The organism is Pseudoxanthomonas sp. SORGH_AS_0997, assembly GCF_031453535.1.
Classification (GTDB): domain Bacteria; phylum Pseudomonadota; class Gammaproteobacteria; order Xanthomonadales; family Xanthomonadaceae; genus Pseudoxanthomonas_A; species Pseudoxanthomonas_A winnipegensis.
The window spans coordinates 3,769,089-3,793,650 of the sequence record NZ_JAVIZI010000001.1; the positions used below are offsets into that span (position 1 = coordinate 3,769,089).

Below are 24,562 nucleotides of genomic sequence, written 5' to 3' on the forward strand. Positions count from 1 at the left end.
GTGCGCCGGCGCGTTGAAACGGTGCCACGTGTTGCTCGGCTTCCGCCCCTGCCTTTCGCCGTAGGCGAAGGAGAGGAGGGGAGGGGGGCTCTACCACGCGCGCGGAGCCAACCCCCTCCCCACCTCCCCCTGCTTCGCAAGGGGAGGGGCACACGTCGGTCAGAACTTGTACCCCGCCTGCAGGCTGACCACCCGCCCATAGATGCTGGCGTAGTCGCTGGAGTCGCCCAGGAAGCTGTTGGGATCGTAGAAGGGCTTGCGGTCGAACAGGTTCTTCAGCGTCAGCCCCACGTTCCAGTGCGCGTCCGGGCGCCAGGCCACGCTGAGGTTGGCCGTCCACCACGACGGCGCGCCGTCGCACTTGCTCTTCTCCAGCGGCAGGTAGCCGGCGGTGCAGGTCTGCGCATTGTTGTCCTGCGCGTCGATCCGGTCCCAGCCCCACTTGGTGCCGTCGGTGTAGTTGAAGAACAGGCTGGTGGTGAACGCCCGGTAGGTCCAGTCGGCGTTGAGCGTGGCGCGCAGGCGCGGGTTGTTGTAGTAGCCCACGGTGTTGCCGTAGTACCAGCGGTACTCCTCGTCGATGTAGCTCTCGCTGCGGCGCGCGATGGTGGCGGCCAGGCCCAGGTTCAACTTGCCCCAGGCCCCGAGCGAGAACTGACTGCGCGCATCGATGTCGAAGCCGTCGATCAGCGTCTTGCCCTGGTTCTTGTACTGGCCCACCACGGCGGACACGTTGCCCACGCTGTAGCCGGGCAGCGTGCCGGGGCAGGCCACGCCGGCGCCGGGATCGGCGCACATGGCCGCCAGCTGCGCCAGGTTGGCGCGGTCGGCGTCGGTGATCGGCGAGCGGGTCATCGACAGGATGTCGGTCTGTTTGCTGTAGTCCGGCGCCACGATCTCGTTGCGGCGATAGACGAACCAGTAGTCGGCCGACACCGACAGCCAGCGCACGGGCTCGAACACGAAGCCCAGCGTGGCGATCTTGGCCTTCTCCGGCTGCAGGTTCTTGTTGGGCTGGGTCATGCGCGCCACGGTGCGGCTGCAGTCGCTGTTGAGCAGCGCATTGCCCAGGTCCACATCGCCGGCGCGCCGCGACTGCAGCAGCAGGTTGGCGATCGCGTTGGTCTCGGCGCAGCGGGTTTCGTCGCGGTAGCCGCCGAGCTGGGCGAACACGCCGCCGGTGCCGGCCTCGGCCAGGCTGGGGGCGCGGAAGCCCTCGGAGTAGGTGCCGCGCAGCATCAGCTGCGGCAGCGCCTGGTACTTCAGGCCGATCTTCGGCGCCAGGTTGGTGTCGAAGTTGGGGTACTTGTCCGCGCGCAGGGCCGCGTCCAATTCCAGCTTCTCGGTCAGCGGGGCCACGGTCTCGGCGAACAGCGCATAGGTATTGCGCGCCCCGTCGAACCACGAGCCGCCCTGCTGGGTGATCAGGCCATTGGCCGCGTCCGGGTTGCCCGGCGTGTAGAAGGTCTCGCGGGTGGCGTTGAAGCCGAACGCCGCGCGCATCTCGCCGGCCGGCAGCTGCGCGATCGGCCCTTCGATCTTGCCGTCCAGGGTGTGCAGGCGCGTCCAGGACTGGATGTCGAAGGTCGGGAACGCCTCGCGGATCAGCGCCGCGTTGGCCTCACTGATCTCACCGAACTTGTACGCCGGATGGTCGGAGATGATCACCCGCCCGGTGCCCGGGTCGACGGTGAACGGGCCGAAGGCCTTCTCGAAGCCCTTCAGGTTGACGTTGACGGTCTGGTAGGTGACCGAGTGGCTGCCGGCGGTGGCGAAGGCCGTCTCCCAGTTCCATTGCCCCAGCTGGCCGCGCAGGCCGGTGACCACGCGATAGCTCTTGTCGGTGTTGCGCTGGCCGAAGTAGTCATCGCCGGCGTCCTGCAGCAGGTACTGCAGGCCGACCACGCCGCCCATCATCGCCTTCAGCGCGGGGCTGGCGTGGTTGTACTCGTTGTTCGGTCCCAGATACGGATACAGGAACTGGTTGACCGTGGTGCCGGTATTGCGCGAGAACCAGCTGGTCGGATTGCCGGTGGTGGTGTTGAACGCGCGCGGCGTGCCGCCGTTGGCGCGCAGGTCGATGTCGGTGTAGGTGCCCTCGGCGAAGGCCTCGGTGGTGTCGCCGACCAGGAAGTGGCTGTTGAGGTAGACCGTGGTGCGCTCGGACTGCGCGCCGCCGTCGATCTCGTTGTTCATCCAGGTCTGCCAGATGCAGCGCGGGCCGGCGGCCTCGGTGGTGAGCACGTTGTTGCAACCGGGCGCGGCCTCCTGCACGCGTGCGCCGGTGACCGGGTCGAAGGCGAAGTAGCTGCCCGGATTGAACTCGCCGGGCTTGCTGCCGGTGCCCAGGCGCAGGTTCTTGAGGTAGTTGGGATTGTTGACGTAGTACTGCGCCGGGCGCTTGTCGTAGACATCGCTCAGCGGGATCGCGTCGCGCTTGTAATAATTGACCGAGCCATAGACGTTGTAGCGGTCGCGATCCAGGTCGCCGAAGCCGCCGGTGATGCTGGCCTGGTGCTCGCCGTAGGAGTCGATGCGCGAGGAGCGGTCGGTGGTCAGGTTGATCTCGGCGCCCTGGTAGTCGCGCTTGGTGATTACGTTGATCACGCCGGCGATCGCGTCGGTGCCGTACACGGCCGAGGCACCGTCGGTGAGCACTTCCATGCGTTCGATCGCCGCGGCGGGAATCGCATCGATGTTGACGAACTGGGTCTGGAAGCCGGCCGGCGCGCCGTAATAGGACAGGCGGCGGCCGTTGAGCAGCACCAGCGTGCCCTGTGCGCCCAGGCCGCGCAGATTGGCCTGCGAGGCGCCGTCTGAGCCTGAGAACAGCGAGCGGAAGTCCTGCTGCGCCGGCCGCGCCGCCGGCAGATTGTCGAGCACCTGCAGCAGCGTGCGCGCGCCCATGTTCTCGATCTCCTGCTTGCTGATGACCTGCACCGGCGAGGCGGTTTCCACATCGGTGCGCTTGATGTTGGAACCGGTGACCTGGATGCGGGCCAGGTCGGTGGCCTGCTGGTCCTTGGCCTGCTCGGCGTCCTGGTCGGTGGTGTCCTGCGCGGCGGCGGGCAGGGCGAGGGCCAGCAGCACGCTGGCCAGGGCCAGCGACAGCGGGGAACGGGAGCGGGGGCGGAACGGGCGTGCGGGCAACATCGAGGGTCTCTCCTGGCAGATAACGGCGCTTGGGTGGCGGTGCGCCGGACAAAGCGATCCCAGGGCCGCGGCCTTGCGGTCGCGGCTGGAAGGGCGGGGCAGAGCGGTGTTACGCGGGGGTCATGGGCGCAAGACGCTGGCGGTGTCGCCCTCCTGGCCGATCAGCACGGCATTGGCCCAGTCGGCGCAGACCTGGGACGGGGAGGCGCCGGTCGCACCGGTGGTGCGCAGGCTCAGGGTCGACAGGCCGCGGATGTCCAGCTCGGGCTTGACCACGCCCGGCGCCTGGACCAGCCCGCTGTCGTAGAGCAGGCGGCCGTCGCCGAACACCTGGAACTGCAGCCCACCGGTCTGACGACAGGCATCGTCGATGCCCAGGTCGGCGCGCAGCAGGCGCCACTGGCCCTTGAGCGCCAGGTCGATGCGGCTGTCGGGGCCCACGCCCAGCCCGCGGCGGAACAGCAGGCCGTTCATGCGCAGCTCGCCGCCGCGCAGCGCGCGGTCGGGCACGACCCGGCCGGCCAGCGCCGCCGGCAGCGGCAGCTCGGACAGGAAGCGCTGCTGGGCAGGGCGCTCGGGCTCGACGTGTTCGAGGATATGGAAGGTGGACAGCGTGATCGGCCCGACATCGCGCGGCTGCAGCGCATCGATGGCGCGCGCGCCGCCGCCACCCTGGGCGGCCAGCACCATCGGATCGGTGGCCGAGGCGCCGTCGCCCTCCGGGTTCTGCACGCTGAGCACGCGGAAGCGCAGCAGGCGCCCGGCGTGGGCGGGGAAGTCGATGCGCTGGGTGCCCTGCGCCAGCTTGAGCGTGCCGCGCGCGACCGGTGCGCCCCACTCGCCGTTGCTGTCGGCCAGGTAGACCTCGTAGTCGCGCACCTGGCCGTGCTTCCAGTTGGCATCGTTGCGGGGGGCCAGTTCGATGCCGTCGATCAGCTTGCGCTCGCCGAAGCCGACCACCCACTCGTGCGCGCCGGTGCGCACGGCCTGGTTGCGCACGGTGCGGAACCAGGTGCCGGGGTCGTCGTCGAAGGCGTTCTCCAGCGGCTGCCCGGGCTCCTCGGCCGGTCGGTTGACGACCAGCAGGCTGTCGGCGGGCAGCGCGCGGCCCAGCTCCGGCGCGGCCGGGTAGGCGTCGTCGGCCGGCGCGGGCGCGACGGGGAAGTCCAGTTCCAGCGCCAGCGGCGTGCGGATGTCCACCGCCGCGGTGCGCAGATGCAGCGTGCCGCGGCGCTCGGCGGCGTCGAAGGACCAGCCTTCGGTCGCGCGCTCCAGCGCGGCGGCATCGGCCACTTGCGGCAGCGCGCGGCCGTCCAGCCGCACGGCGCGCGGCGCCTGCCGGCTGGACACGCGCAAGGCGTAGCGGCGCTGCGCCAGCTGGCCCTGGTACTGCCCCTGCACCGCGCCGAGCTCCACCCGCACCGGGCCGGCGCCCTGCTCCGGAGCGTGCACGACGACGTCCTGCGTGCTCGATTCGCCCTGCTGGTAGCGGCGCGTGCTGCCGTCGTCCTCGTACAGCGTGTACTGCGAGTCGCCCTGCGGATACAGGTCGAAGGTCACCTCGTCCAGCGGCTTCTGCCCGTCGAACAGCATCTCCGGATACATCGGCACGATCGCCCCGGCGCGCACGAACACCGGCAGCGTGGCCAGATCGACCTGGCGATCCAGCTGCCGCCCCTGCGCGCCGGCCTGCACGCGGCGGCCGTCCCAGTAGTCGATCCAGGTGCCGGCCGGCAGGTGGATGTCGCGGCGCCAGCCGCGGCTGGCGGCCTGGCTGCGGTAGACCGGCGCGATCAGCAGGTCGCGGCCGAGCAGGAACTGGTGCTTGTAGGTCTCATCGTGCGCATGCGGGTCGCCGGGGAAGTCCCACATCAGCCCGCGCACCGGCGGCGCGCCGGTCTGCGCCGCCTCGTGCACCAGCCCGTACATGTACGGCGTCAGGCGCATCTTCAGCTTGAGCGCGGCGCGGTTGATGCTGAGATAGGGTTCGTCGAACCACCAGGGGTGCTTGCGGTCGTTGGCCGACCAGCCGGACATGCCCATCAGCACCGGCGTGAACGCCTTCCACTGCAGGTCGCGGGTATAGGTCTCGGCGCTGCCGCCGAAGATCCCGTCCACATCGCCGGTGGCGTAGGCCAGCCCCGACAGCCCCGAGCCGATCAGCGTGGGGATATGCCAGGCGATGTAGTCCCAGCTGCCGCTCTGGTCGCCCGTCCAGGCCACCGCATAGCGCTGGATGCCGGCCCAGCCCATCACCGTCCACAGGAACGGGCGCGAGTCGGAGTTGTCCAGGATGCCGTCGTAGGCCGCGCGGTTGGCATCCATGGCGAACTGGTAGCCCTTGCCGGTCCAGGCCACGTCCAGCTTCTGCACCCGGCTGCCGGCGGTGCCGACCTCCCAGGCGATCTTGTCCACGCCGTTCTCGGTCCACAGCCCGGTCTTGAAGCCGTACTTGGCCAGCTCCTGCACGACCTGCGGCAGTTGGGTATAGCCGCAGCCGTAGCCATCGTTGGGCAGGATCCAGCCGCCGGGCATGTCGTGCGCGCGGTACTGGCGCGCCACCGTGTCGATCACGTCGGGCGTGGTGCCGGTGGGGCCGTCGTGCCAGCCGTCGGGCACGGTGCCGGGCTTCTTGGCGTTGTCGCCATCGTTGTAGCAATCGGCATCGCCGTAGGACAGCGCCCAGCGCGCGAGCATGGTGGGCCGGCCGGTGAGCCGGGTGTAGCGCTCCACCAGCTGCGGCAGGCCGGCGCCGACGAAGTAGTAGGCGTCGAAGCGGTCCTCGCGATGCAGCAGCGTGGCCTGGTCGGGCTGGCGCAGGTCGTAGTCGCCGTCGCGCCAGGTGTTGCGCAACATGCCCCAGCCGCGGTCGCTGAGCAGCATCGGCGCCGGGCTGGGCCGGTCGCCGTCCTCCCAGCCGCCGGAGTAGGAGATCTCCAGCTCGCGCCCCTTGAACTGGTAGCGCCCGTTCTGCTGGCCGCCGCCGTAGAAGCCTTCCTCCGGCTGCGAGGACAGCACCTGCACGCTGCGGTCCTGGTCCAGGTCGAGCGGCTGCAGCTCCTGCCACAGCGCCACCGCCCGGCCCTGGTCCAGCCGCTCCAGGCGCAGGCGCAAGGGCGCGCGCTGCACGTGCAGCACCAGCGCGTCGGTGCGCACGCGCAGCTCCTGGGCGTCTTCCTCCAGGCGCGCCTGCGCGCCGGTGGCCGGCTGCGGCAGCACGATCGGCGTCGCCTTGTCGCCGGCGCCGGTGAGCTTGCCGTCGCGCCCGGCCTGCACGCGCACGATGTCGGCGGCGACCACCTCGATGCGCATCACCCCGCCGTTGTCGGTGCGCAGCAGCCAGGCGTGCTCGCCCTGCGCGCTGACCGACTGCACGTTGCCGATCGACATGGCCCCGGCCGCACCGGAGGCCAGCAGCAGCGCTGACAGGAGGGTGGTACGCAGCGGCGATCGCGGGGCTCGGACTTGCACCTGGAAGGCTCCGTTTGCCGGTTCGACCGACGTGCGAATTGCAGTTCGCCGCCGACTGTACGGCAGTATTTCGAAAGGTGTCAACGAAATGAAAGGCAAAAGCAACTAACCGCGTGCTGAAAAGAAAGATTTGCCGGCGGGATTGTTTCGCTTTGCTGGCGCCTCCCTAGTTGAGCTGCCCGCCGCTGGCTCGATTGACGAGCTGGAGCAGCGACGACCTGCCCACAGCGCGGTGCATGCAACGGCGAACCTTTTCATTTTCTTTCGTTATTTGACATTTCGAAAGGAAGACGGGATGTTGCGCCGGCCCAACTGGATGCTTGCATGGACCTGATTCCGCTTTCCGATGCCCCCGCCTGGCAGCGCCTGGGAGGCGCGCACACGGCGGCCGAGATCGCCCAGCAGCCGGCGCTGTGGGAGGCGCTGGCCCGGACCCTCGCCCAGACCTGGCCGCAGCTGCAGGCCTTCCTGGGCGATGCGCTGACCGACCCGCGGCAGCGCGTGCTGTTCACCGGCGCCGGCAGCTCGGGCTTCATCGCCGAGATGGTGGCCGACACGATCAACGCGCAGTGGCCGGCCGAAGTGCGGGCCCTGCACACCACCAACCTGCTGACCCATCCGGCGCTGTACCTGCAGCGCGACCGGCCGACCCTGCTGGTGTCCTTCGGCCGCAGCGGGTCCAGCCCGGAGAGCGTGGCGGCGGTCGAACTGGTGCGTGCCAGCGTGGACCAGGCGCGCTTCCTCGACATCACCTGCAACGCCCAGGGCGAACTGGCGCGGCGCGGCGCCGGGCGGGCCGACACCTTCACCCTGCTGATGCCACCGGCCAGCTGCGATCAGGCCTTCGCCATGACCAGCAGCCTGACCTGCATGCTGCTGGCGGCGCTGGCGGTGTTCGACCGCGGCGATGTGGACACGCGCGGCGCGCGCCTGCACCAGGTGGCCGCGCTGGCGCGCCAGGGCCTGGCGCAGTGGGACGCGCCGGTGGCGGCGCTGGCCGCGCGCCCGTTCGAGCGGGTGATCTATCTGGCCAGCGGGCCGCTGGAGGCGCTGGCGCGCGAGGCCGCGCTGAAGGTGCTCGAACTCTCCGCCGGGCGCGTGCTGGCGCTGGCCAATACGCCGCTGGGCTTCCGCCACGGCCCCAAGTCCACGCTGGATGCGCGCACCCTGGTGATCGTGCTGCGCAGCGTGCAGCCGCTGGCGCGCCGCTACGAGCAGGACCTGCTGGCCGAACTGCGCCGCGACGGCGTGGCCGGCCAGGTGCTGGCGATCGGCCCGCACGCCGACATCGGGGCCGACGACGACTTCACCCTGACCGTGCCGGCGACCACGCCGGCGCTGGACGATGCGTGGCTGGCGCCGGTGTGGCTGGGCCTGGCCCAGCTCTACGCGCTGCGGCGCTCGGCGGCGCTGGGGCTGACCCCGGACAATCCCTTCCCCGACGGCACCGTGAACCGCGTCGTGCAGGGCGTCACCATCCACCATGGCTGACGCATCGCCCGCCTGCTACGGCATCGACATCGGCGGCACCAAGATCGAACTGGTGGCCTGCGATGCGGCCGCGCAGGTGCGTTGGCGCCAGCGCGTGGCCACGCCGCAGGGCGACTACGCCGGCTTCCTCGCCGCGGTCGCCGCACTGGTGGAGCAGGCCGATGCCGCGCTGGGCCAGGCGACCGGCGCCATCGGTATCGCCCTGCCGGGCGTGCGCGAGCGCGGCAGCGGCCGCCAGCTCAGCGCCAACGTGCCGGCGCTGACCGGGCAGACCGTCGCCGCCGACCTGCGTGCGCGGCTGGCGCGGCCACTGGCCTTCGGCAACGACCTGCAGTGCTTCGCCCTGTCCGAGGCCCACGGCGGCGCCGCGCAGGGCTATCCGAGCATGTTCGGCGCCATCCTCGGCACCGGCGCGGGCGGCGGCTACTGCGTGGACGGGCGGCTGATCACCGGCTTCAACGGCCTGGCCGGCGAATGGGGCCACTGGAGCGTGCCCGGCCACCTGCTGCAGCTCCATGGCCTGCCGCTGCTGCCCTGCGGCTGCGGCCTGCAGGGCTGCGTGGAGCGCTATGTCTCCGGCAGCGGCCTGGCCGCGCTGGAACGCCACCTGGGCGGCACCGCGCCCGACGCGGCCGCGGTGATCGCGCTGGCCGAGGCGGGCGATGCGCGTGCCCGCCAGGCGCTGGAGATCCATCGCGATCTGCTCGGCCACAGCCTGGCCGCGCTGGTGCTGGCCCTGGATCCGCACGTGATCGTGCTGGGCGGCGGGCTGTCGCAATACGCACCGCTGTATGCGCAGCTGCCCCATGCGGTGGCCGCGCACCTGTTCGCCGGCGCGCAGGTGCCGCCGATCGTGCCGCCGCGTTTCGGCGATGCCGGCGGCGCGCGCGGCGCGGCCCTGCTGGCCTGCCAGCCGGGCCTGTCCTCGAGTCCCCAGGAGCACGCTATGTCCTCGTCGCAGTCGCCGCTTCCCGGTCCTCGCGCCGGCGACGCGTCCGGCTAAGCTGCCGAACCCTCCCGGCACCCCGCGATGGCCACGCGCAACACCCGCTCCCGCCGCCAGCAGATCCTGCAGACCCTGATCGAGCAGGGCGGCGTGCAGGTGGGCGCGCTGGTCGAGCGCTTCGGCGTCTCGGCGGTGACCATCCGTGCCGACCTCAATCACTTCCAGGCTCAGGGGCTGGCCACGCGCACGCACGGCGGCGCCAGCCTGGTGCGCACGCCGCCGCAGGAGCGCGACATCCACGAGAAGGACACGCTCAACCTGCCGCTGAAGGATTCCATCGGCCTGCGCGCCGCGCAGCTGGTCAGGCCCGGCGACAACATCATCATCGACTCCGGCTCGACCACCATGACCCTGGCGCGCCACCTGCACGACCATCGCGACGTGTCGGTGATGACCAACGGCCTGAACATCGCCTGGGAACTGGCCACCGCGCCCGGCGTCAACGTGCTGCTCTCCGGCGGCCAGCTGCGCAAGCAGTCGCTGTCGCTGCAGGGCAACCAGGCCGAGCTGAGCCTCAACGCCTACAGCTTCGACACCCTGTTCCTCGGCGTGGACGGCCTGGACCTGCAGTTCGGCCTGACCACCCACGACGCCTCCGAGGCCCGCCTCAACCAGCGCATGGTCGAACACGCCCGCCGCGTGGTCGTGCTGACCGACGCCTCCAAGTTCGGCAAGGTCAGCCTGCACCGCATCGCCAAGCTGGAGCAGGTGCACACCATCATCACCGACGCCGGCATCGACGCCGCCACGCGCGAGGGGCTGCAGCGCATGGGGGTTGAGGTGATCATTGCTGAGCCCGAGGGTGAGAGGGCTTGACTAACGGACCTTTTTTTGGGCCGCCGTGCTGTCGGTCTGCTTGACCTTCTGAGCTGCCTACGCGGCAGCGAACCGGCGACCGCATAGGCGGCCAAGCTGGTCTTTTTCTTAGCTGCCTACGCGGCAGCGAACAGTTCGTCGAACTGGTAGGCGTCGGGGTCGGGTTTCTGAGCTGCCTACGCGGCAGCGAACGCTCCGGCGAGCATTGCGGTGTCTGCGTCGCCTTTCTGAGCTGCCTACGCGGCAGCGAACGATGTCGCCCATCTTCCGCTTGTGCCCGTGGTCTTCTGAGCTGCCTACGCGGTAGCGAACGGCATGGGCAGGCAGCGGTTCACCGCGCCCTGTTTCTGAGCTGCCTACGCGGCAGCGAACGCATGGGCCGACGGCAGCATGAACGCTGACCATTTCTGAGCTGCCTACGCGGCAGCGAACCGGCCGAGACCCCGGTCGTCGATGTCCTGGCCTTTCTGAGCCGCCTACGCGGCAGCGAACGATTCATGCAGTGCGGAAAGTGCGGCTGGCGCTTTCTGAGCTGCCTACGCGGCAGCGAACGGCAGCCCGTCCCAAGTCAGCACCGCGCACCTTTTCTGAGCTGCCTACGCGGCAGCGAACAGCGGCGGTCTGATCCTCTCCCCCGGCTTCTTTTTCTGAGCTGCCTACGCGGCAGCGAACGTGTAGTCGATGCTGGCCTGCTCGCCTCGATCTTTCTGAGCTGCCTACGCGGCGGCGAACGGATCGAGCTGGCGCAGGCTGGCCAGGTACTCTTTCTGAGCTGCCCACGCGGCAGCGAACATATTCCCGTTTCCAGCGCAGCGCCTCCTTCTTTTTCTGAGCTGCCTACGCGGCAGCGAACGGGATAGGATGAGACCGCCCCCGACAGGATCATTTCTGAGCTGCCTACTCGGCAGCGAACCTAAACGCCTGGGCCGACGCCGGCGACGTGCTTTTCTAAGCTGCCTACTCGGCAGCGAACGCGGTCTTGGCCTGCTGTTCCAGCGTCGGGCCTTTCTGAGCTGCCTACGCAGCAGCGAACATCCGGCGATGCGTCGCTCCCCGCGGCCGCCGTTTCTGAGCTGCCTACGCGGCAGCGAACGCCATCGCCTGCAGCTGGGTGTTGGCCAGGTCTTTCTGAGCTGCCTACGCGGCAGCGAACGCGCGGCCACGAGCGTCGCGCCGAGCTCGAGCTTTCTGAGCTGCCTACGCGGCAGCGAACCAACGCGGTTGGCGTGTTAGCGGTGCCAGTCTTTTCTGAGCTGCCTACGCGGCAGCGAACTTCTTCGAGCAGCAGGCGTCTGATCGGCTGAATTTCTGAGCTGCCTACGCGGCAGCGAACTCTCGGAACCCAGGGGGACGACGAACGTCTGCATTTCTGAGCTGCCTACGCGGCAGCGAACCGATGCGGCGTTCGATCCTGTCGATTGTGTTCTTTCTGAGCTGCCTACGCGGCAGCGAACGTGGCTCAGGTAGCCTTCGGCGTCCCGATCAGTTTCTGAGCTGCCTACGCGGCAGCGAACTTCGCAGAGGAGAGCCGGCCGTGCGACATCACTTTCTGAGCTGCCTACGCGGCAGCGAACGTACTTGTCGGTGATGTAGTACAGGTTGTTCATTTCTGAGCTGCCTACGCGGCAGCGAACGAGCCCTCAAAAACACCTGGCTTGAGCATGAATTTCTGAGCTGCCTACGCGGCAGCGAACCGCCACGTCGCTCTCGTTGGCCTGGTCGAGGTTTTCTGAGCTGCCTACGCGGCAGCGAACAAGCGCGCTACTGAGGCCAACCGTGCGCGCGATTTCTGAGCTGCCTACGCGGCAGCGAACCAACCGCAGCGGCGGCAGCGCGCGGCAGCATTTTTCTGAGCTGCCTACGCGGCAGCGAACGCCTGAGCAGACCGCGGTGGCGTTCATGGCCGTTTCTGAGCTGCCTACGCGGCAGCGAACAGCTATGCGGCTTGCTTAAGGCCGCGCCAACTTTTCTGAGCTGCCTACGCGGCAGCGAACGATGGCGCGGATCAGCCACATCGCGCCTTCCTTTTCTGAGCTGCCTACGCGGCAGCGAACGTGATCGAGGCCGTGCCTGGCGTCGTGGAGCTTTTCTGAGCTGCCTACGCGGCAGCGAACCTTCAGCCCGAGCAAGAGCGGCAACGCCGATGTTTCTGAGCTGCTACGCGGCAGCGAACGCGAGCTACTACAGCGTCAAGGCGCTGACCGATTTCTGAGCTGCCTACGCGGCAGCGAACGTCAGCGGGTGGATAACGTCACGGCATCGATCTTTCTGAGCTGCCTACGCGGCAGCGAACGACGCGCCCGATCGCGTCAAACCTGGTCATCTCTTTCTGAGCTGCCTACGCGGCAGCGAACCGAGTTGGTGTTCGAGACGGACACGCGCAAGTTTTCTGAGCTGCCTACGCGGCAGCGAACCCGCGCGCCTGGACGGTCTCGTCCAGGAGCCTTTTCTGAGCTGCCTACGCGGCAGCGAACAACTTCAAGGTTGCGGGCCCGCTGACCGTGCTTTTCTGAGCTGCCTACGCGGCAGCGAACGCATCGACGCGCTGGCTGCGCACATCCTGGAATTTCTGAGCTGCCTACGCGGCAGCGAACGTAGACCACTCCTTCCAGGTCAGCTTGTACAATTTCTGAGCTGCCTACGCGGCAGCGAACCGAGGACGCCTCGAAGCCGACCTGGACCTTGCTTTCTGAGCTGCCTACGCGGCAGCGAACTCCTACGACCTGGGCCGGGCCATCGTTGAGATTTTCTGAGCTGCCTACGCGGCAGCGAACCCCGTCAGCCCCAGGTTCGCCCGAGCGATCGATTTCTGAGCTGCCTACGCGGCAGCGAACGTGGCGGAGGCAGCGCCCTGGTTGCCGGTGGCTTTCTGAGCTGCCTACGCGGCAGCGAACGTGTCGTCACCTGACCTCACGGAGGATTCGTATTTCTGAGCTGCCTACGCGGCAGCGAACCTGGACCGCCACTCGAAGCGCATGCGCGAGCTTTTCTGAGCTGCCTACGCGGCAGCGAACCAACCGCGACTTGCTACAAGTGCGCCCCAACATTTCTGAGCTGCCTACGCGGCAGCGAACGGCCAGGGCGGAGAGCCGTGGGAACCAGCTCATTTCTGAGCTGCCTACGCGGCAGCGAACGTGGACGTGGATGACGAATGCCCGGCCGTCTGTTTCTGAGCTGCCTACGCGGCAGCGAACTGGTGCCGCGTGAGCCAACGGCGGAAATCCTTTTTCTGAGCTGCCTACGCGGCAGCGAACCCATTGGACTTCTCCCCGGCCTGGGCGGCGATTTTCTGAGCTGCCTACGCGGCAGCGAACGTGGCGGAGGCAGCGCCCTGGTCGCCGGTGGCTTTCTGAGCTGCCTACGCGGCAGCGAACGAAGTACGAAGCCAAGCTGAACTCCTGGATCGTTTCTGAGCTGCCTACGCGGCAGCGAACTCACTGTCGCGACGGCGTCGTAGCGCTTGCCCATTTCTGAGCTGCCTACGCGGCAGCGAACTCTACGGCCCTGCGCGCGCGGCCATCTCTGCGTTTCTGAGCTGCCTACGCGGCAGCGAACGGCACCACCGTGTTGACGCTGCCCACAGGCATTTTCTGAGCTGCCTACGCGGCAGCGAACCGGGTCGTCCGTGATCGCGGCGAAGCTGAGCATTTCTGAGCTGCCTACGCGGCAGCGAACTGCCCGCGCTCGGTGTGCTTGTTGCCGTCCCATTTCTGAGCTGCCTACGCGGCAGCGAACGCGAAGGCCTCCTGATACTTGCGTTCGGATTCTTTCTGAGCTGCCTACGCGGCAGCGAACGGTCTTCTTCTCCCGGTCCGTCTCGTCTTTCATTTCTGAGCTGCCTACGCGGCAGCGAACGATGCCGGTCAGGATGACGAATGGGCGGCGCATTTCTGAGCTGCCTACGCGGCAGCGAACCCACCAAGATGCCGTCGAACTTGGTCGGCTTATTTCTGAGCTGCCTACGCGGCAGCGAACACACGCCGCCGGTCGTCATCCCTCCTGTGATCTTTCTGAGCTGCCTACGCGGCAGCGAACGAAATCGTTCACCACCTCGGCGAAGGCCAGCATTTCTGAGCTGCCTACGCGGCAGCGAACCTCTGCTTCGCCCAGGGCCTTCAGCCGCAGCATTTCTGAGCTGCCTACGCGGCAGCGAACACTGGCAGCTGCCCTTGCCAGCCTTTCAGCGCTTTCTGAGCTGCCTACGCGGCAGCGAACGGTGAAGGCGCCGAGACAAGGATTTTCGGCCATTTCTGAGCTGCCTACGCGGCAGCGAACGAGCCCAGGCTTGCGTCGGCGGGCACGATGCTTTTCTGAGCTGCCTACGCGGCAGCGAACCTGCTTCTCGGTCCACCCCTTCTCGCTGCGCATTTCTGAGCTGCCTACGCGGCAGCGAACAAATTTGGCGCCTGAGCCTGTGGACGCCCTATTTTCTGAGCTGCCTACGCGGCAGCGAACTGCGACCCACCCTCACCTACGGAGACCGACATTTTCTGAGCTGCCTACGCGGCAGCGAACGGCTGGCGTGGGATGGGGTGGAGAGGGCAGGCTTTCTGAGCTGCCTACGCGGCAGCGAACGCACTTGGCTGGCGGACGATGCTCCCGTTGTGTTTCTGAGCTGCCTACGCGGCAGCGAACAAGGCGACGCGCAAGGACGTCGATCTGCGTAATTTCTGAGCTGCCTACGCGGCAGCGAACAATATCTGCAGTTGGTCAACGTGGATCTGTTTTTTCTGAGCTGCCTACGCGGCAGCGAACCATCTTCGCGAACTTCGTGGTCGGCTTCGTCTTTTCTGAGCTGCCTACGCGGCAGCGAACGTCAAGTAGCCTTGATCCATCAACCACAGCATTTTCTGAGCTGCCTACGCGGCAGCGAACTACACACTTCCTTTCCTAAGCCCCTGAATTCCCAAAGAATAGTCGCAGAAAAGGCCACGCCCCCTTTTCCGAGGGTCGTGGCCAAGTAATTGATTTTCAAAGAGCGTCCGCCCGCGGCGGAGAAAAGGGTCAGAACCAGGGCACGGTGACGCTGCTGCTCAGGCCGTGGCTGTTGAAGGGGCCGAGCACTGGTTGCTCGCACAGTGGTCCGCGGGCAAGGAACAGGCAGAATGGCTGGGCGGTGCTGCTGCTGCGCAGATGCACATAGGGCAGGTCGGGTTGCCGTTGGACACTTTCGGGAATTGCATGCGCCGCCTGCTCGGCGGTCTCGCCCTTGCGCTGCATGCGGCGGCGGCGCAGGCGGTCGACGCTGGTCTTGAACTGCCGTCGCTGCAGGGTGCGGTGCTCGGCATGCTGGGGCGCGGGCGCCAGTTCGCCGATACGAACGTGGTCACGCATGCCACCCAGCCAGGCGGTGTCCATCAATCCGCGCAAGGCTTCGGCCGTCCCATGCAGGCGCAGAACGGGCCCCAGCGCCCGCGGGTTGAGGCTGTAGTGGGGAAAGCTGACGCCGATGTCGTCGCGACGGTGCCGGACCAGGGCCAGATGCAGGCGGCCGTACAGCGCGCCCAGCAGCTGCGCCGGCCCGGTCTCCGGGTCGGGCAGCACGCGCAGGTCGATGAAGTGCGTGGTCATGGCCTCAACCCGCCTCGCCGAAGACGCCGCCGCGCACCAGCGTGGCGATCACGAAGTGCTGCTGCTCGACCGGCGGGACCTTGTCCTTGAGCACCCAGGCATCCAGCAAGGTGTAGAAGTCCTGCTTCTCCTTGGGCTGCCGGTACGCCTTGCCCTGGGTCGTGACCGAGCCATACGGCTCCACGGCGATGGCGCCATTCTCATCGGCCCCTGGATACCAGGTGTCGATGGTGCGCAGGGCGTTGCCGATCTTCTGCGAGTGGATGGCGGCCGCGGCGTCCTTGTCGTCTCCGATCTTGTACAAGGTCTTGCTCTTGTCGCCGCGTCCGCGGTCGAGGATGAGCTCCTGCGAAGGAAACACCTCCTGGCCATGACCCAGGCGGACGAAGGCGGTGACGCGCAACAGCGCGTGGGCTGTACCGGCAAGGCCGGCTTCGATCACCGCGGCCAGCGCGCTCACGGATGCGGCCTGCGCCGGCGGCGGCGCCAGCGTCGGCATGGCATGGGCCAGCGCATCGAAGCGCCACTCGGCGACCGGAAGTCCGTCCTGCAGATGGGCCACGTGGACCTCGGCCTGCTCGGCGCCGATGCGATTGCGCCAGAGGAAACGCCCGTTGGCGAGGTTGGCGGCGTAGCGTCGTGCCAGCTCGCCCAGGCCGTGTTCGCGGACGTAGCCGGCCACGGTGTCCAGCAGCTTGCGGCGGTAGCCGGCGTCGTTGCAGGCGGACGGGTCGCCAACGCCGCTGAGGATGCGCAGGGTGAACTGCACCTTCAGCGTGTCGGCATCGGCGGGCAGCGCGGCCACGTCCACGGTCTGCAGGTTGGGGCTCTGGATGGCCGCGTCCAGCTTGGCCGGATCCTGGCCGCTGGTCTTGAGGCGGTTGGAGATGGTGCCGCGCACGGATTTCTCGCGAACCAGGACCGGCTGCCAGTCGGCGTCGTCGTTGCGCTGGTCCCAGGGGCCGGCGAAGAGCAGGGCATCGGACGGGTCGAGCTTGCGCTCGAAGGCGAGGACGGAGGCGGTCTTGAGGGCTTCGGTTGCCATGATGGAATTCCTTGTCGTGATGGGCATCAAGCGGAGAGCGGATCGGCCGTGGAGCCGGCAGGGCGGTAGTCGTTGCGGCAGCGATACAGGCCGTCGTCGGGGCGGCTGTCGGCGTACCAGAGCAGGTGGTGCGGGGCCTGCAGGCGGTGGGTGCCGATCCACTCGCCCAGGGAGTACAGGCTTTCGACGAAGCGGAACGGCGTGGCGGCATCGCGGGCGTGGGCCACGCTGCCCGCAGCGTGCACCGGGCCGAGCGCGCCGTAGCCCACCGGGATCGGCACGATCCAGCCGCTGCCCTTCCTGCGGTCACTGACCCAGCGGCCCTTGTTGTGGTCCGCCTGTGGGTCGTGACGCCAGTGGAGGCGTGAGAACGACAGCCATGCCTCCAGGCGCGTGGTCTCGGGCGCCGCCGCGCGCAGCTGGGACAGGCGCGCGTCGAGCAGGTCGTCGCGTGCGACCAGCGCCGAGCCGGGCAGCAGCCGCAGGCAGACCTCGCGGAACGCCTTGCGCCGATCCTCCTCGCTGCCGGTGATCCCGGCCAGCCAGGGACGCTGGCGCCACGCCATGGGATGAGCGGGCGCCAGCACGCTGCCGCCGGCCACGCGCATGCCGGCCAGCAGCTCGGCGATGCGTGAGACATCTGCCGCCTGTGCTTGCGCGTCCCAGTGCTCGGCATGGACCGCCAGGACCAGGCTCAGGTCGAGGTGGATGCGGCCCTCCTCGACGATGGCGGCGGTGCTGCCGTCCTTGTCCACCGGGTTGCGGGTTAGGCGGAAGGACTTGACGAAGCCGCCCTCGGTTACCTGTTCCTGCCAGCCATGGTTGACCACGCCGACGGCGTTGAACTCCAGCGCCAGTCCTGCCTGGCGTGCCTTGCGCTCCAGCGCCCACATCAGGCCGAGGAAGGCCGTCATGGAAGGAAAGCCGTGGGTCAGCGGGCTGGAGATCGCATTGGCGTTCTGCACGCGCAGGTGCGGCAGCACCATCAGATGGGTGAAGCGGGGCAGGGCGCTCATGCCGCACCTCTGTTTGCGCGGCGCTGCATGGGTACCGGCCAGGCGACATCGAGGACCGCCTGCTTGGCCCAATGGCGCATCTCCGGCTCGTTGAGCCCCACCAGGGCATCGTCTCCGCGCTTGCGCAGCTGGCCGTTGAGCCACAGTCCGAAGCGGGTCGCCAGTTCGTCGGGCCAGTCGCCCCAGTCGTAGTCGCGGCGAAAGGCCTCGTCCTGCGTGGTCCACTCCGGATGCTGCGGATCGTGGCGGATGTCCAGGTCGTACCGTCCCGGGTCGAGCCATAGCTGCTCGCAGTCGGGCAGCTGGCATTCCGCCTCGCGCGACCAGCCCGGCGCGTAGCCGCCGCGGATCGTCGCGCCGAACATGCCCAGTTCGTCGGCGATCGCCTGGGCCAGGGTGTCGCGCTGCTCGCGGGTGTCCGCCACCGGGTCGGGATTGGCCTTGAGGAAGTCGGCCAGCGCATACACCAGCTCGCGCACCCCGCCGAACCGGAGCAGCTCATCGAAGGCGGACTCGCGCTTGAACAGGTTGCTGCCGCGCGGCGCCCACGCCGGCGGCGGCAAGGACGGCAGCAGGTAGTTCACGCCGCCGCGCTCGCTGTTGAGCTGGGAGATGTTCTGCGGCTTGGTGCCGCCCAGCTTGCGCACGACCAGGCCGCGATAGTCGCGATAGACGGCCTCCGCCGGCGCGCCGGCGCGGAAGGCCTGGCGCGCGGCCGTGTTGGCCTCGCCGAAGCGCGCGTCCTGGATCTCGGTATGCACCGCGTGCGCCAGCGTGCTGGAGAACATCGGCTGCAGCAGGTGATAGCCGCCATCGTCCAGGGGATCGTCGCCGACCAGCCAGTAGACCTGCTTGGCCATCGGGTGCGAGGCCGGCCGCTGGTCCTCGCGCACCAGCGAGGCGAAGGCCTGCATCCAACCCGCCGCCTGCGCGGCGTCGCCGGACAGGGCGGCCAGCAGATCGGCGTCGCTGGCCTGCATCCAGTCCAGCAGGCGCCGGCCCTCGACCTCGACCTTGAGGAACTTGAACACGTCCAGCGCCGCGGCGTTGCCGACCACGTCCTCGGCATAGTCCTTGCCCAGCACATGGCTGCCGATCTCGGCGTGCGCCGGCAGGCCGCCCGGCGCAACGTGCAGGCTGCTGCCGCGCGCGTCCGGATGGGTGGCCTTGAGCACGTGGGTGACCGCCTGGATCTGCCCCACCCGGCGCGCGGCATCGGCGAGCCAGGTGGCGTAGTCGTACTTGGACGCGGCCCCGGCTGCGTCCTCCTGTCCCTTCAGCTTGGCCGCGCGGCGGGTCTCGATGAAGGCGGCGATGGCCTGGCGAAAACGCCCGGCCCGAGAAGTGGGGTGTAGCTCTTCGGTCATATGAGTCCTTTCATACGCCCCGTCCGGGGCATGCCTGTAGAATCCCTGCGGCAGCTAGCCGCCGCAGGGAGTGTTGGAGGGCTTGGCCCTCAATCGCATCTTCTGATGAAGCGTCGATGCGTCGTTTCGATCACTTCCTGCACCCTCGGCATCGCACATCTGAACCCTGTGCGTGGGCCCCGGCTCCACCCGGCTGCTGCAGTCCCGGACTTACCTGCTCGTAAGTCCGGGCTTTTAACCGTCTGTAGTGAAAATGATGTTCTAAGAATTAAGCTTCGGCTGGTACTATAGGGGCACCGGATTGTCGGGATCAAGTCCTGGGCCGGGCTCGCTGCCGCGTAGGCAGCTCAGAAAGTCTGTAGCGCTAATGACGCTCGCTCTTGAACTTGCTGCCGCGCAGGCAGTTCTTCCCTCCGGGAGTGACTACAATGCAATCATTGCAGTCACTCCGGAGGGCTCTCCATGGCCACCATGACCATTCGCAACCTCGACGACGAACTGAAGGCGCGCCTGCGTCTGCGGGCGGCGCGCCACGGGCAGTCGATGGAGGAGGAGGCGCGCAGCATCCTGCGCAACGCGCTCAAGACCGAGCCGCCGAGCGGGCGCGCGCTGGTGGAGGACATCCGCGCCCTGGTCGAACCTTTCGGTGGGGTCGAGCTGGAGCTTCCGCAGCGCATCCCGCTGCGTGAGCCGCCGGACTTCAGTGGGGGCGAGTACGACCCGTGATCGTGCTGGACACCAACGTTATCTCGGAGCTGTTCAAGCCTGCGCCCGAGGCCCGGGTGCTGGCCTGGATGGCACAGCACCCGGGCGACGTGCTGTTCACTACTGCCATTACGCGCTACGAGTTGCTGTTCGGCGTGCACCGCATGCCCGAAGGGCGGCGCAAGCAGGTGCTGCTCCAGGGGCTGGCGCGCCTCCTCGACGAACGCCTGTCGGGACGGATTCTTCCCTACGACGACCGCGCCGCCGATGCCCATGTCGGGATCGCCGTGGCGCGGCGCAGACGCGGGGCCTCGGTATCGCAATCGGACGAGATGATCGCCGGCATCGTCCAAGCGCACGGCGCGACCTTGGCGACCCGCAACGTGCGGGATTTCGCCGACTGCGGCATCGCGTTGGTCGATCCCTGGCATTGAGCCGCCTCAGCGCCTGCGGGTGAAGCCCAGCCAAGGATGCCAGCGCCAGCCTTGGTCGCTGCGCGGCAGTTGCAGCATCGTGTACGCCGGTGCGATGGCGGCCAGAGGGCGGTCCAATGCCCCGGCCTGTTCGGTCAGCAATGTGGGCAATTCGAAACCGCCCCAGACGGCAATGCCCGGGGCCGGTTCCAAGGCGATCTCGTGCAGCAGTTCGCACGCCGGAACGTAGGGCGACTGGCCGCCGCGCTCCAGCGCCTCCTCGACGCGATACGGAATCCATTCGTCCTCTTCCTCGCCGGGCAGGAACACCAGCGTAGTCTTGGGCTCGCGGTCGTTGCGGAAGGGCTGCTGCTGCGGCAGTACGCCGATCAGCGCTGCCTGCGGATATCGCCACCCCAGCGGCGCATGATCGGGTTCAGATTCCGGCGAAGGTGGCGGCGCACGGCGCGAAGAACCCGCTGCCGTAGGCGCGTGGTAGGGGCGCATGCTGGCGGCGATGCGTGCCTGTTCCAGATCGACCAGGTCGTGGCGCGGCCGCCAGTCGGTCTCGGCGCGCGGGCGGATCCGCGCGATGGCATCCACGCGATGGAAGTCCTGCGCGCGTAGCACATCGGTGAGACGGTGCGAGGCCAGCAGAAAGCGTTCGTCCGCGGTGCGCTTCTCGAATCCTGGCAGGCAGAAGGCGGGCCTTCCGCTGCCTGGTGACTCAAGTGCTTTCAGATTGGTGTCGAACACCAGGACGTTCGCCGTACGCGGCGCGCAGCGGCGATGCCGCTGTACGCGGCCGGCCAGTTGGATCAGTGATCGCATCGAGGAGGGTTCGACTACGGCCCAGTCCGCATCCCAGTCGCGGCCCACTTCGCACACCGGCGAGGCCAGCACCACGAACAGCTGATCAGGTGCCGAATGCGCGTCGAGCGCGGCTCGTACGGAGGGCATTCGCCAGATGGCGTCCTTGTTGCGGCGATTGAACGCGGTATCGAGCATCTGCTCGATAGCCGAGCGCTGCACCAGCGGAAAGCGCGCGTGGTAAGCGCACAAGTGGATTTGCGTCCCTTCCGGCGCGCCTTGTATGTGCAGGGCGCAGGCGACATCGATCAGCGGGTCGATGTTGGCCATGCGCACAATGCCAAAGCTGACTCGCTTGCCGCTGATCGGGTCGACGTTGGCGTGATCGGCGTGGAGACGCAGGCAGGCGCGATGCAAATGGGCGGCAAAGTCGCTGCGGATGCGTTCGCGTTGTTGTGCGACGACGGGCAGCTGGATGACTTCGGCCAGGCGCAGTGGCTCGTCTTGTTCCAGCCTGGGGACGCGCTTGTCGACGAAGGACCGATGCCCCGCAGCGAATGTCGCATCGTCAGGGCAGGTCTGCACGTGCACGCCGAACTCGTCTGTCCACAGGCATGGCACCTCGACCGGCGCTTCATCGCGGCCGCCGTCGGCACCGCGATTGCGGCGATGGAGGCGGCGTCCGGCCCGGTAAGCCATGAACATGCCCTCCACCAGCGCCGGCGGCAGCGTCGCCGACGACAGCACCACCCGCGTGCCGAGCATGCCGGCCCAGTGCACCAGCCGCGTCAGCGCCGGCAGATCGTCGAGGTCGTAGTCGTCCAGTTCGTCCAGCACCAGGTCGGCGCTCATCAGCCGCAGCATCGGCGCGATCTGGCGCCCGGCGCGCAGGGCCTCGGTTGCGGGCGCCAGGTGGTCCACCGTGCAGACCAGCATCGGCGCGGAAAGCAGCTTGCGGATGTCGGCATCGGCCAGGGCGCGCGACAGCAGCGGGTGGTCGGCCACGTTGCCGTCGTAGAGCACGCGGCTGTCTTCCTCCAGCAGCGACTGCACCGAAGCCGAGCCACCGGCTTCGGCCTGACGCTCGTGGAATTCGAACAGCGCGCGGCTGGCCGATCCGCCGACCAGCACCGCCAGCTCGTCGTCGCCCAGGTGCAGGTCGTGGCGGTAACTGCGGCCGGTCTGCAGGGTCAGCGTGCGCAGGCCGAGCGCGTAGCTGGCGCGCAGGCCAAGCTGCGGATCCGCCAGGGCATACAGGATGCGCGCGTTGGCCAGGGTCTTGCCGCAACCAGTGGAGGCCATGTTGACCACGAAGGCACCGTGTTCGACGGCCTGCCCGCGCAGACTGGCCGCGGCATCGAAGGCCTTGTCCTGCCAGGAGAAGCGCGGATCGGCACTGCGCTTGCGCAGGCCTCGATGCTGGGCCAGCCGTGGCAGGTGGCGTTCAAAGCCTGGCAGGGCATGGGCGATCAGGCCGGCGCTGTGGGCGACGCCGAGCAGGTGCTCAAGCAGCGACTGGTTGGCGATGCGTTCGCCGTGGAGGTTCTTTGCGGTATTGGCGAAGAGCGTCTGCCCGCTCCGTACGAAGCCTTGGCGTGCGGCGACCGGCTGGCCCGCCTTGTTCAGGCTCAGGCTGGAGTAATGGTGGTCGGCCAGCATCAGGCACAGCCGCGCCAGATGCATGACGTAGGCATTGCCGAGCCAGTCACCGTCGCGTCGGCCGCGCAGAGCTGCGAGCCGGCGCGCCAGTCGCGCCGCCTGCGTGCGCCATCCCGCGGCGATGACGGGCAGCTCACCGGCCAGTTCCCAGTACGGCTTCGCATCGGCGCCGGCTGCGGGCCGCACCTCGTTCCAGTCGTGGGCGACCTCCGCCAACGGCGTGGTGAGCCAGGCGTGCCTGAACTCCGAGGCACGCCGCCCCAGCCGGGCCTGGGTGCCGTCCTCGTTCCGCGCGGGGATCACCGGCAGGCGATGGTGGGTGACGATCAACCAGGCCACGGCGGCCGCCAGTGGCGCGCGCGCCTGCATAGACCGGAACGGGTGACGTTCGATGCCGGGATCGACGCCGTCCCGCAGGTAGCGGCCCGGCGCGGTCCACGAGGTCTGGTCGTACTCCGCCGCTGCCAGCCGCGCCAGCCAGCCCGCATCGTCGTCGTCGCCGACGAAGGCCTGGAACAGCCGCAGCGAGACCCACTCGTGGCGATATAGATTTTTTTCCTGCAGCTGACCGCGCAGGCGTCGCTGGAAGGCGAGGCTGGCCTTGCCCAGGTCGTGCAGCAGGGCGCCAAGCTGGGCGAGCAGGCGGATGTCCTCGGCGCTGTGCCAGTCGTTCTCGTCCTCGCCTCGCAGCACGTTGCGCACGGTGGTGTTGGTGGGCACCGCGCCCTCGGCGTTGAAACGGCGCGCATCGCCGACGATCCACAGCAGTTCGCTGTGGTCCAGGCCGCGGATCCAATGGCAGGCCACGGCGGTGTTCTTGCGTGCGGTCTTGCGCAGCAGCCGGCGCAGCGCGTCCAATCCGGCCTGGGTGATCGGCGTCTGCCAGGTGCGTTCGCCGCGACGTTCGGCGAACTGGTCGAGTATGCGCCGGGTTTCGGTCAGGGCGCGCTTGTCGCACTCGGACACCAGCAGGATGTTCATGCCTTGACCTGCGCGGCGATGTCCAGCGCGACCGCCTTGAGCTTATCGATCATGAAGTCCAGCGACTCGCTGCGGGTCAGCGCCTCGATGCAGCCGCGGCGAAAGGTCTGCTCGTCATCGCCGCGCATGGCCGAGACGAAGGCCTGCGGCAGGATGCTGGCATCCTTGACCAGGTCGGCCACGTCGAACACCAGTCCGCCGCGCCGGGTCTTGCCATGCAGCACCGCCAGCCCGTGCGGCAGCCCCAGCACCCAGGCGGCGGTGGCGCCCAGGCCGTAGGCCAGATAGTTACCGTGGTCGAGGAAGCGGTTGGCCGGATCGCTGCCCGTGCCGCGCTTGGCGCGGGTGAATTCGCCATAGCCGACCGTGTCCACCGCCAGCTTGAACAGCGCCTTGGTCAGGCGCGCTTCCTCGGTCAACAGCGCGGTGCTGTCCTGCGCGAGCTCGATCTGCCCGGCCGTGCGCGCGAGCAGCGCGTCGAGCCGAGCGGTGTCCGGCGCGAACCCGGCCTCGCGCAGCGCGCGATGCCGCCACTGTTCGCCAATGCGTCGCGCGCGCGCCTGCTGGAAGGCCTTCGCCGCCGCCAGGCGCAAGTCGTCGTCGAACCAGAACCGTACCCAGGCCTGCAGGTACTCGGTCGGCCGGTACTCGCTCTGCGGGCAGAACCAGGCCACCTCGACGTCCATCTCGTTGGCGGTGAACAGCGGCGTGCCACCACCTCCGCAGAAGCCGACCAGCACGCCGGCCTTTGCCAGTTCGCGCATCGCCGCCTGCGTGACCGAGGTGCCGGTGCCAAGCAGGATCGTGGTGGTGTTGGCGATCGGGATGTTCCAGTACAGCGATCGCTTGCCTGCGTCGGTGACGTATTCGACCCGGCCGCCGTTGACCAGGACGCGGCAATGCTGGAGGTAGTAAAGATTGGCCCGCTTGGAATGCAGGATCGTCTTTAAGTCCGACGGTGACAGATCTTCCATGGCGACACGCCCCCGACCGGTACACACCTGCGCACCGCCTCTGTCGGCTAGGCTGGTTCGGAGTCTACGCGTGCTGGTCGCGCA

The 24,562-nt window shown here is 68.3% G+C and carries 12 protein-coding genes, 1 pseudogene and 1 CRISPR repeat array; of the genes and pseudogenes, 5 read left to right on the forward strand and 8 right to left on the reverse strand.

Features of this window, described 5'->3' with window-relative positions; genetic code table 11:
• Positions 1-159 precede the first annotated feature (159 nt).
• Positions 160-3,153, reverse strand: coding sequence for a TonB-dependent receptor (locus QE438_RS16440; RefSeq protein ID WP_306994081.1), 2,994 nt, complete (start codon positions 3,151-3,153; stop codon positions 160-162).
• A 120-nt stretch (positions 3,154-3,273) separates the two neighbouring features.
• Complete coding sequence (locus QE438_RS16445; RefSeq protein ID WP_307184074.1) at positions 3,274-6,543, reverse strand: TIM-barrel domain-containing protein; 3,270 nt, start codon at positions 6,541-6,543, stop codon at positions 3,274-3,276.
• Positions 6,544-6,948: 405 nt separating this feature from the next.
• On the opposite strand from QE438_RS16445, the gene QE438_RS16450 reads away from it, so the two are divergent.
• The 3 genes and pseudogenes from QE438_RS16450 to QE438_RS16460 all read left to right on the forward strand — a co-directional run bounded on the left by QE438_RS16450 (position 6,949) and on the right by QE438_RS16460 (position 9,937).
• Complete coding sequence (locus QE438_RS16450) at positions 6,949-8,115, forward strand: SIS domain-containing protein (RefSeq protein WP_306994076.1); 1,167 nt, start codon at positions 6,949-6,951, stop codon at positions 8,113-8,115.
• Positions 8,108-9,040 (forward strand): annotated as a pseudogene (locus QE438_RS16455) (ROK family protein); the annotation flags it as partial. The gene QE438_RS16450 and the pseudogene QE438_RS16455, both read left to right, overlap by 8 nt.
• Positions 9,041-9,145: 105 nt before the next feature.
• The gene (locus QE438_RS16460) at positions 9,146-9,937 is read left to right on the forward strand and encodes a DeoR family transcriptional regulator (protein ID WP_306994074.1); all 792 of its coding nucleotides are present in this window, start codon (positions 9,146-9,148) and stop codon (positions 9,935-9,937) included.
• A 46-nt stretch (positions 9,938-9,983) separates the two neighbouring features.
• A CRISPR array of direct repeats spans positions 9,984-14,812; the repeat unit is 27 nt; unit sequence TTCTGAGCTGCCTACGCGGCAGCGAAC.
• A 129-nt stretch (positions 14,813-14,941) separates the two neighbouring features.
• Here QE438_RS16460 and cas6f read toward each other — a convergent pair.
• From cas6f to csy1, 4 genes are read right to left on the reverse strand one after another with little or no spacing between them, the layout of a single operon-like run.
• Positions 14,942-15,508: a type I-F CRISPR-associated endoribonuclease Cas6/Csy4 gene (gene cas6f, locus QE438_RS16465; RefSeq protein WP_306994072.1), complete on the reverse strand. Its 567-nt coding sequence runs from the start codon at positions 15,506-15,508 to the stop codon at positions 14,942-14,944.
• Positions 15,509-15,512: 4 nt separating this feature from the next.
• A complete protein-coding gene (csy3, locus tag QE438_RS16470) occupies positions 15,513-16,553 on the reverse strand; it encodes a type I-F CRISPR-associated protein Csy3 (protein WP_306994071.1) in 1,041 nt (346 codons plus the stop codon).
• 26 nt (positions 16,554-16,579) lie between these two features.
• Positions 16,580-17,569, reverse strand: coding sequence for a type I-F CRISPR-associated protein Csy2 (gene csy2, locus QE438_RS16475; RefSeq protein WP_306994069.1), 990 nt, complete (start codon positions 17,567-17,569; stop codon positions 16,580-16,582).
• Positions 17,566-18,936 carry a type I-F CRISPR-associated protein Csy1 gene (csy1, locus tag QE438_RS16480; protein ID WP_306994067.1) on the reverse strand — a complete coding sequence of 457 codons (1,371 nt, stop codon included), beginning with the start codon at positions 18,934-18,936 and terminating at the stop codon, positions 17,566-17,568. Before csy1 ends, csy2 begins: the two co-directional genes overlap by 4 nt.
• A gap of 462 nt (positions 18,937-19,398) precedes the next feature.
• Between csy1 and QE438_RS16485 the strand changes: the two genes are divergently transcribed.
• Together QE438_RS16485 and QE438_RS16490 are read left to right on the forward strand one after the other, a co-directional pair.
• Positions 19,399-19,662 carry a plasmid stabilization protein gene (locus QE438_RS16485; RefSeq protein ID WP_131658730.1) on the forward strand — a complete coding sequence of 88 codons (264 nt, stop codon included), beginning with the start codon at positions 19,399-19,401 and terminating at the stop codon, positions 19,660-19,662.
• Positions 19,659-20,075 carry a type II toxin-antitoxin system VapC family toxin gene (locus QE438_RS16490; protein ID WP_131658729.1) on the forward strand — a complete coding sequence of 139 codons (417 nt, stop codon included), beginning with the start codon at positions 19,659-19,661 and terminating at the stop codon, positions 20,073-20,075. The genes QE438_RS16485 and QE438_RS16490 overlap by 4 nt, the downstream gene beginning before the upstream one ends.
• Positions 20,076-20,081: 6 nt before the next feature.
• Here the strand turns inward: QE438_RS16490 and cas3f are convergent, their stop codons facing one another.
• Together cas3f and cas1f are read right to left on the reverse strand one after the other, a co-directional pair.
• Positions 20,082-23,504 (reverse strand): type I-F CRISPR-associated helicase Cas3f, encoded by a 3,423-nt coding sequence (cas3f, locus tag QE438_RS16495; RefSeq protein WP_307184073.1) that lies wholly within the window; start codon positions 23,502-23,504, stop codon positions 20,082-20,084.
• A complete protein-coding gene (cas1f, locus tag QE438_RS16500; protein ID WP_306994062.1) occupies positions 23,501-24,478 on the reverse strand; it encodes a type I-F CRISPR-associated endonuclease Cas1f in 978 nt (325 codons plus the stop codon). The genes cas3f and cas1f overlap by 4 nt, the downstream gene beginning before the upstream one ends.
• Positions 24,479-24,562: the final 84 nt, after the last annotated feature.

Coding starts and splice junctions, on each gene's coding strand:
- QE438_RS16485 (WP_131658730.1), top strand. CDS start 19,399: ATGGCCACCATGACCATTCGCAACCTCGACGACGAACTGAAGGCGCGC.
- QE438_RS16445 (WP_307184074.1), bottom strand. CDS start 6,543: ATGTCGATCGGCAACGTGCAGTCGGTCAGCGCGCAGGGCGAGCACGCC.
- QE438_RS16440 (WP_306994081.1), bottom strand. CDS start 3,153: ATGTTGCCCGCACGCCCGTTCCGCCCCCGCTCCCGTTCCCCGCTGTCG.
- csy1 (WP_306994067.1), bottom strand. CDS start 18,936: ATGACCGAAGAGCTACACCCCACTTCTCGGGCCGGGCGTTTTCGCCAG.
- cas1f (WP_306994062.1), bottom strand. CDS start 24,478: ATGGAAGATCTGTCACCGTCGGACTTAAAGACGATCCTGCATTCCAAG.
- QE438_RS16450 (WP_306994076.1), top strand. CDS start 6,949: ATGGACCTGATTCCGCTTTCCGATGCCCCCGCCTGGCAGCGCCTGGGA.
- QE438_RS16460 (WP_306994074.1), top strand. CDS start 9,146: ATGGCCACGCGCAACACCCGCTCCCGCCGCCAGCAGATCCTGCAGACC.
- csy3 (WP_306994071.1), bottom strand. CDS start 16,553: ATGGCAACCGAAGCCCTCAAGACCGCCTCCGTCCTCGCCTTCGAGCGC.
- cas3f (WP_307184073.1), bottom strand. CDS start 23,504: ATGAACATCCTGCTGGTGTCCGAGTGCGACAAGCGCGCCCTGACCGAA.
- csy2 (WP_306994069.1), bottom strand. CDS start 17,569: ATGAGCGCCCTGCCCCGCTTCACCCATCTGATGGTGCTGCCGCACCTG.
- cas6f (WP_306994072.1), bottom strand. CDS start 15,508: ATGACCACGCACTTCATCGACCTGCGCGTGCTGCCCGACCCGGAGACC.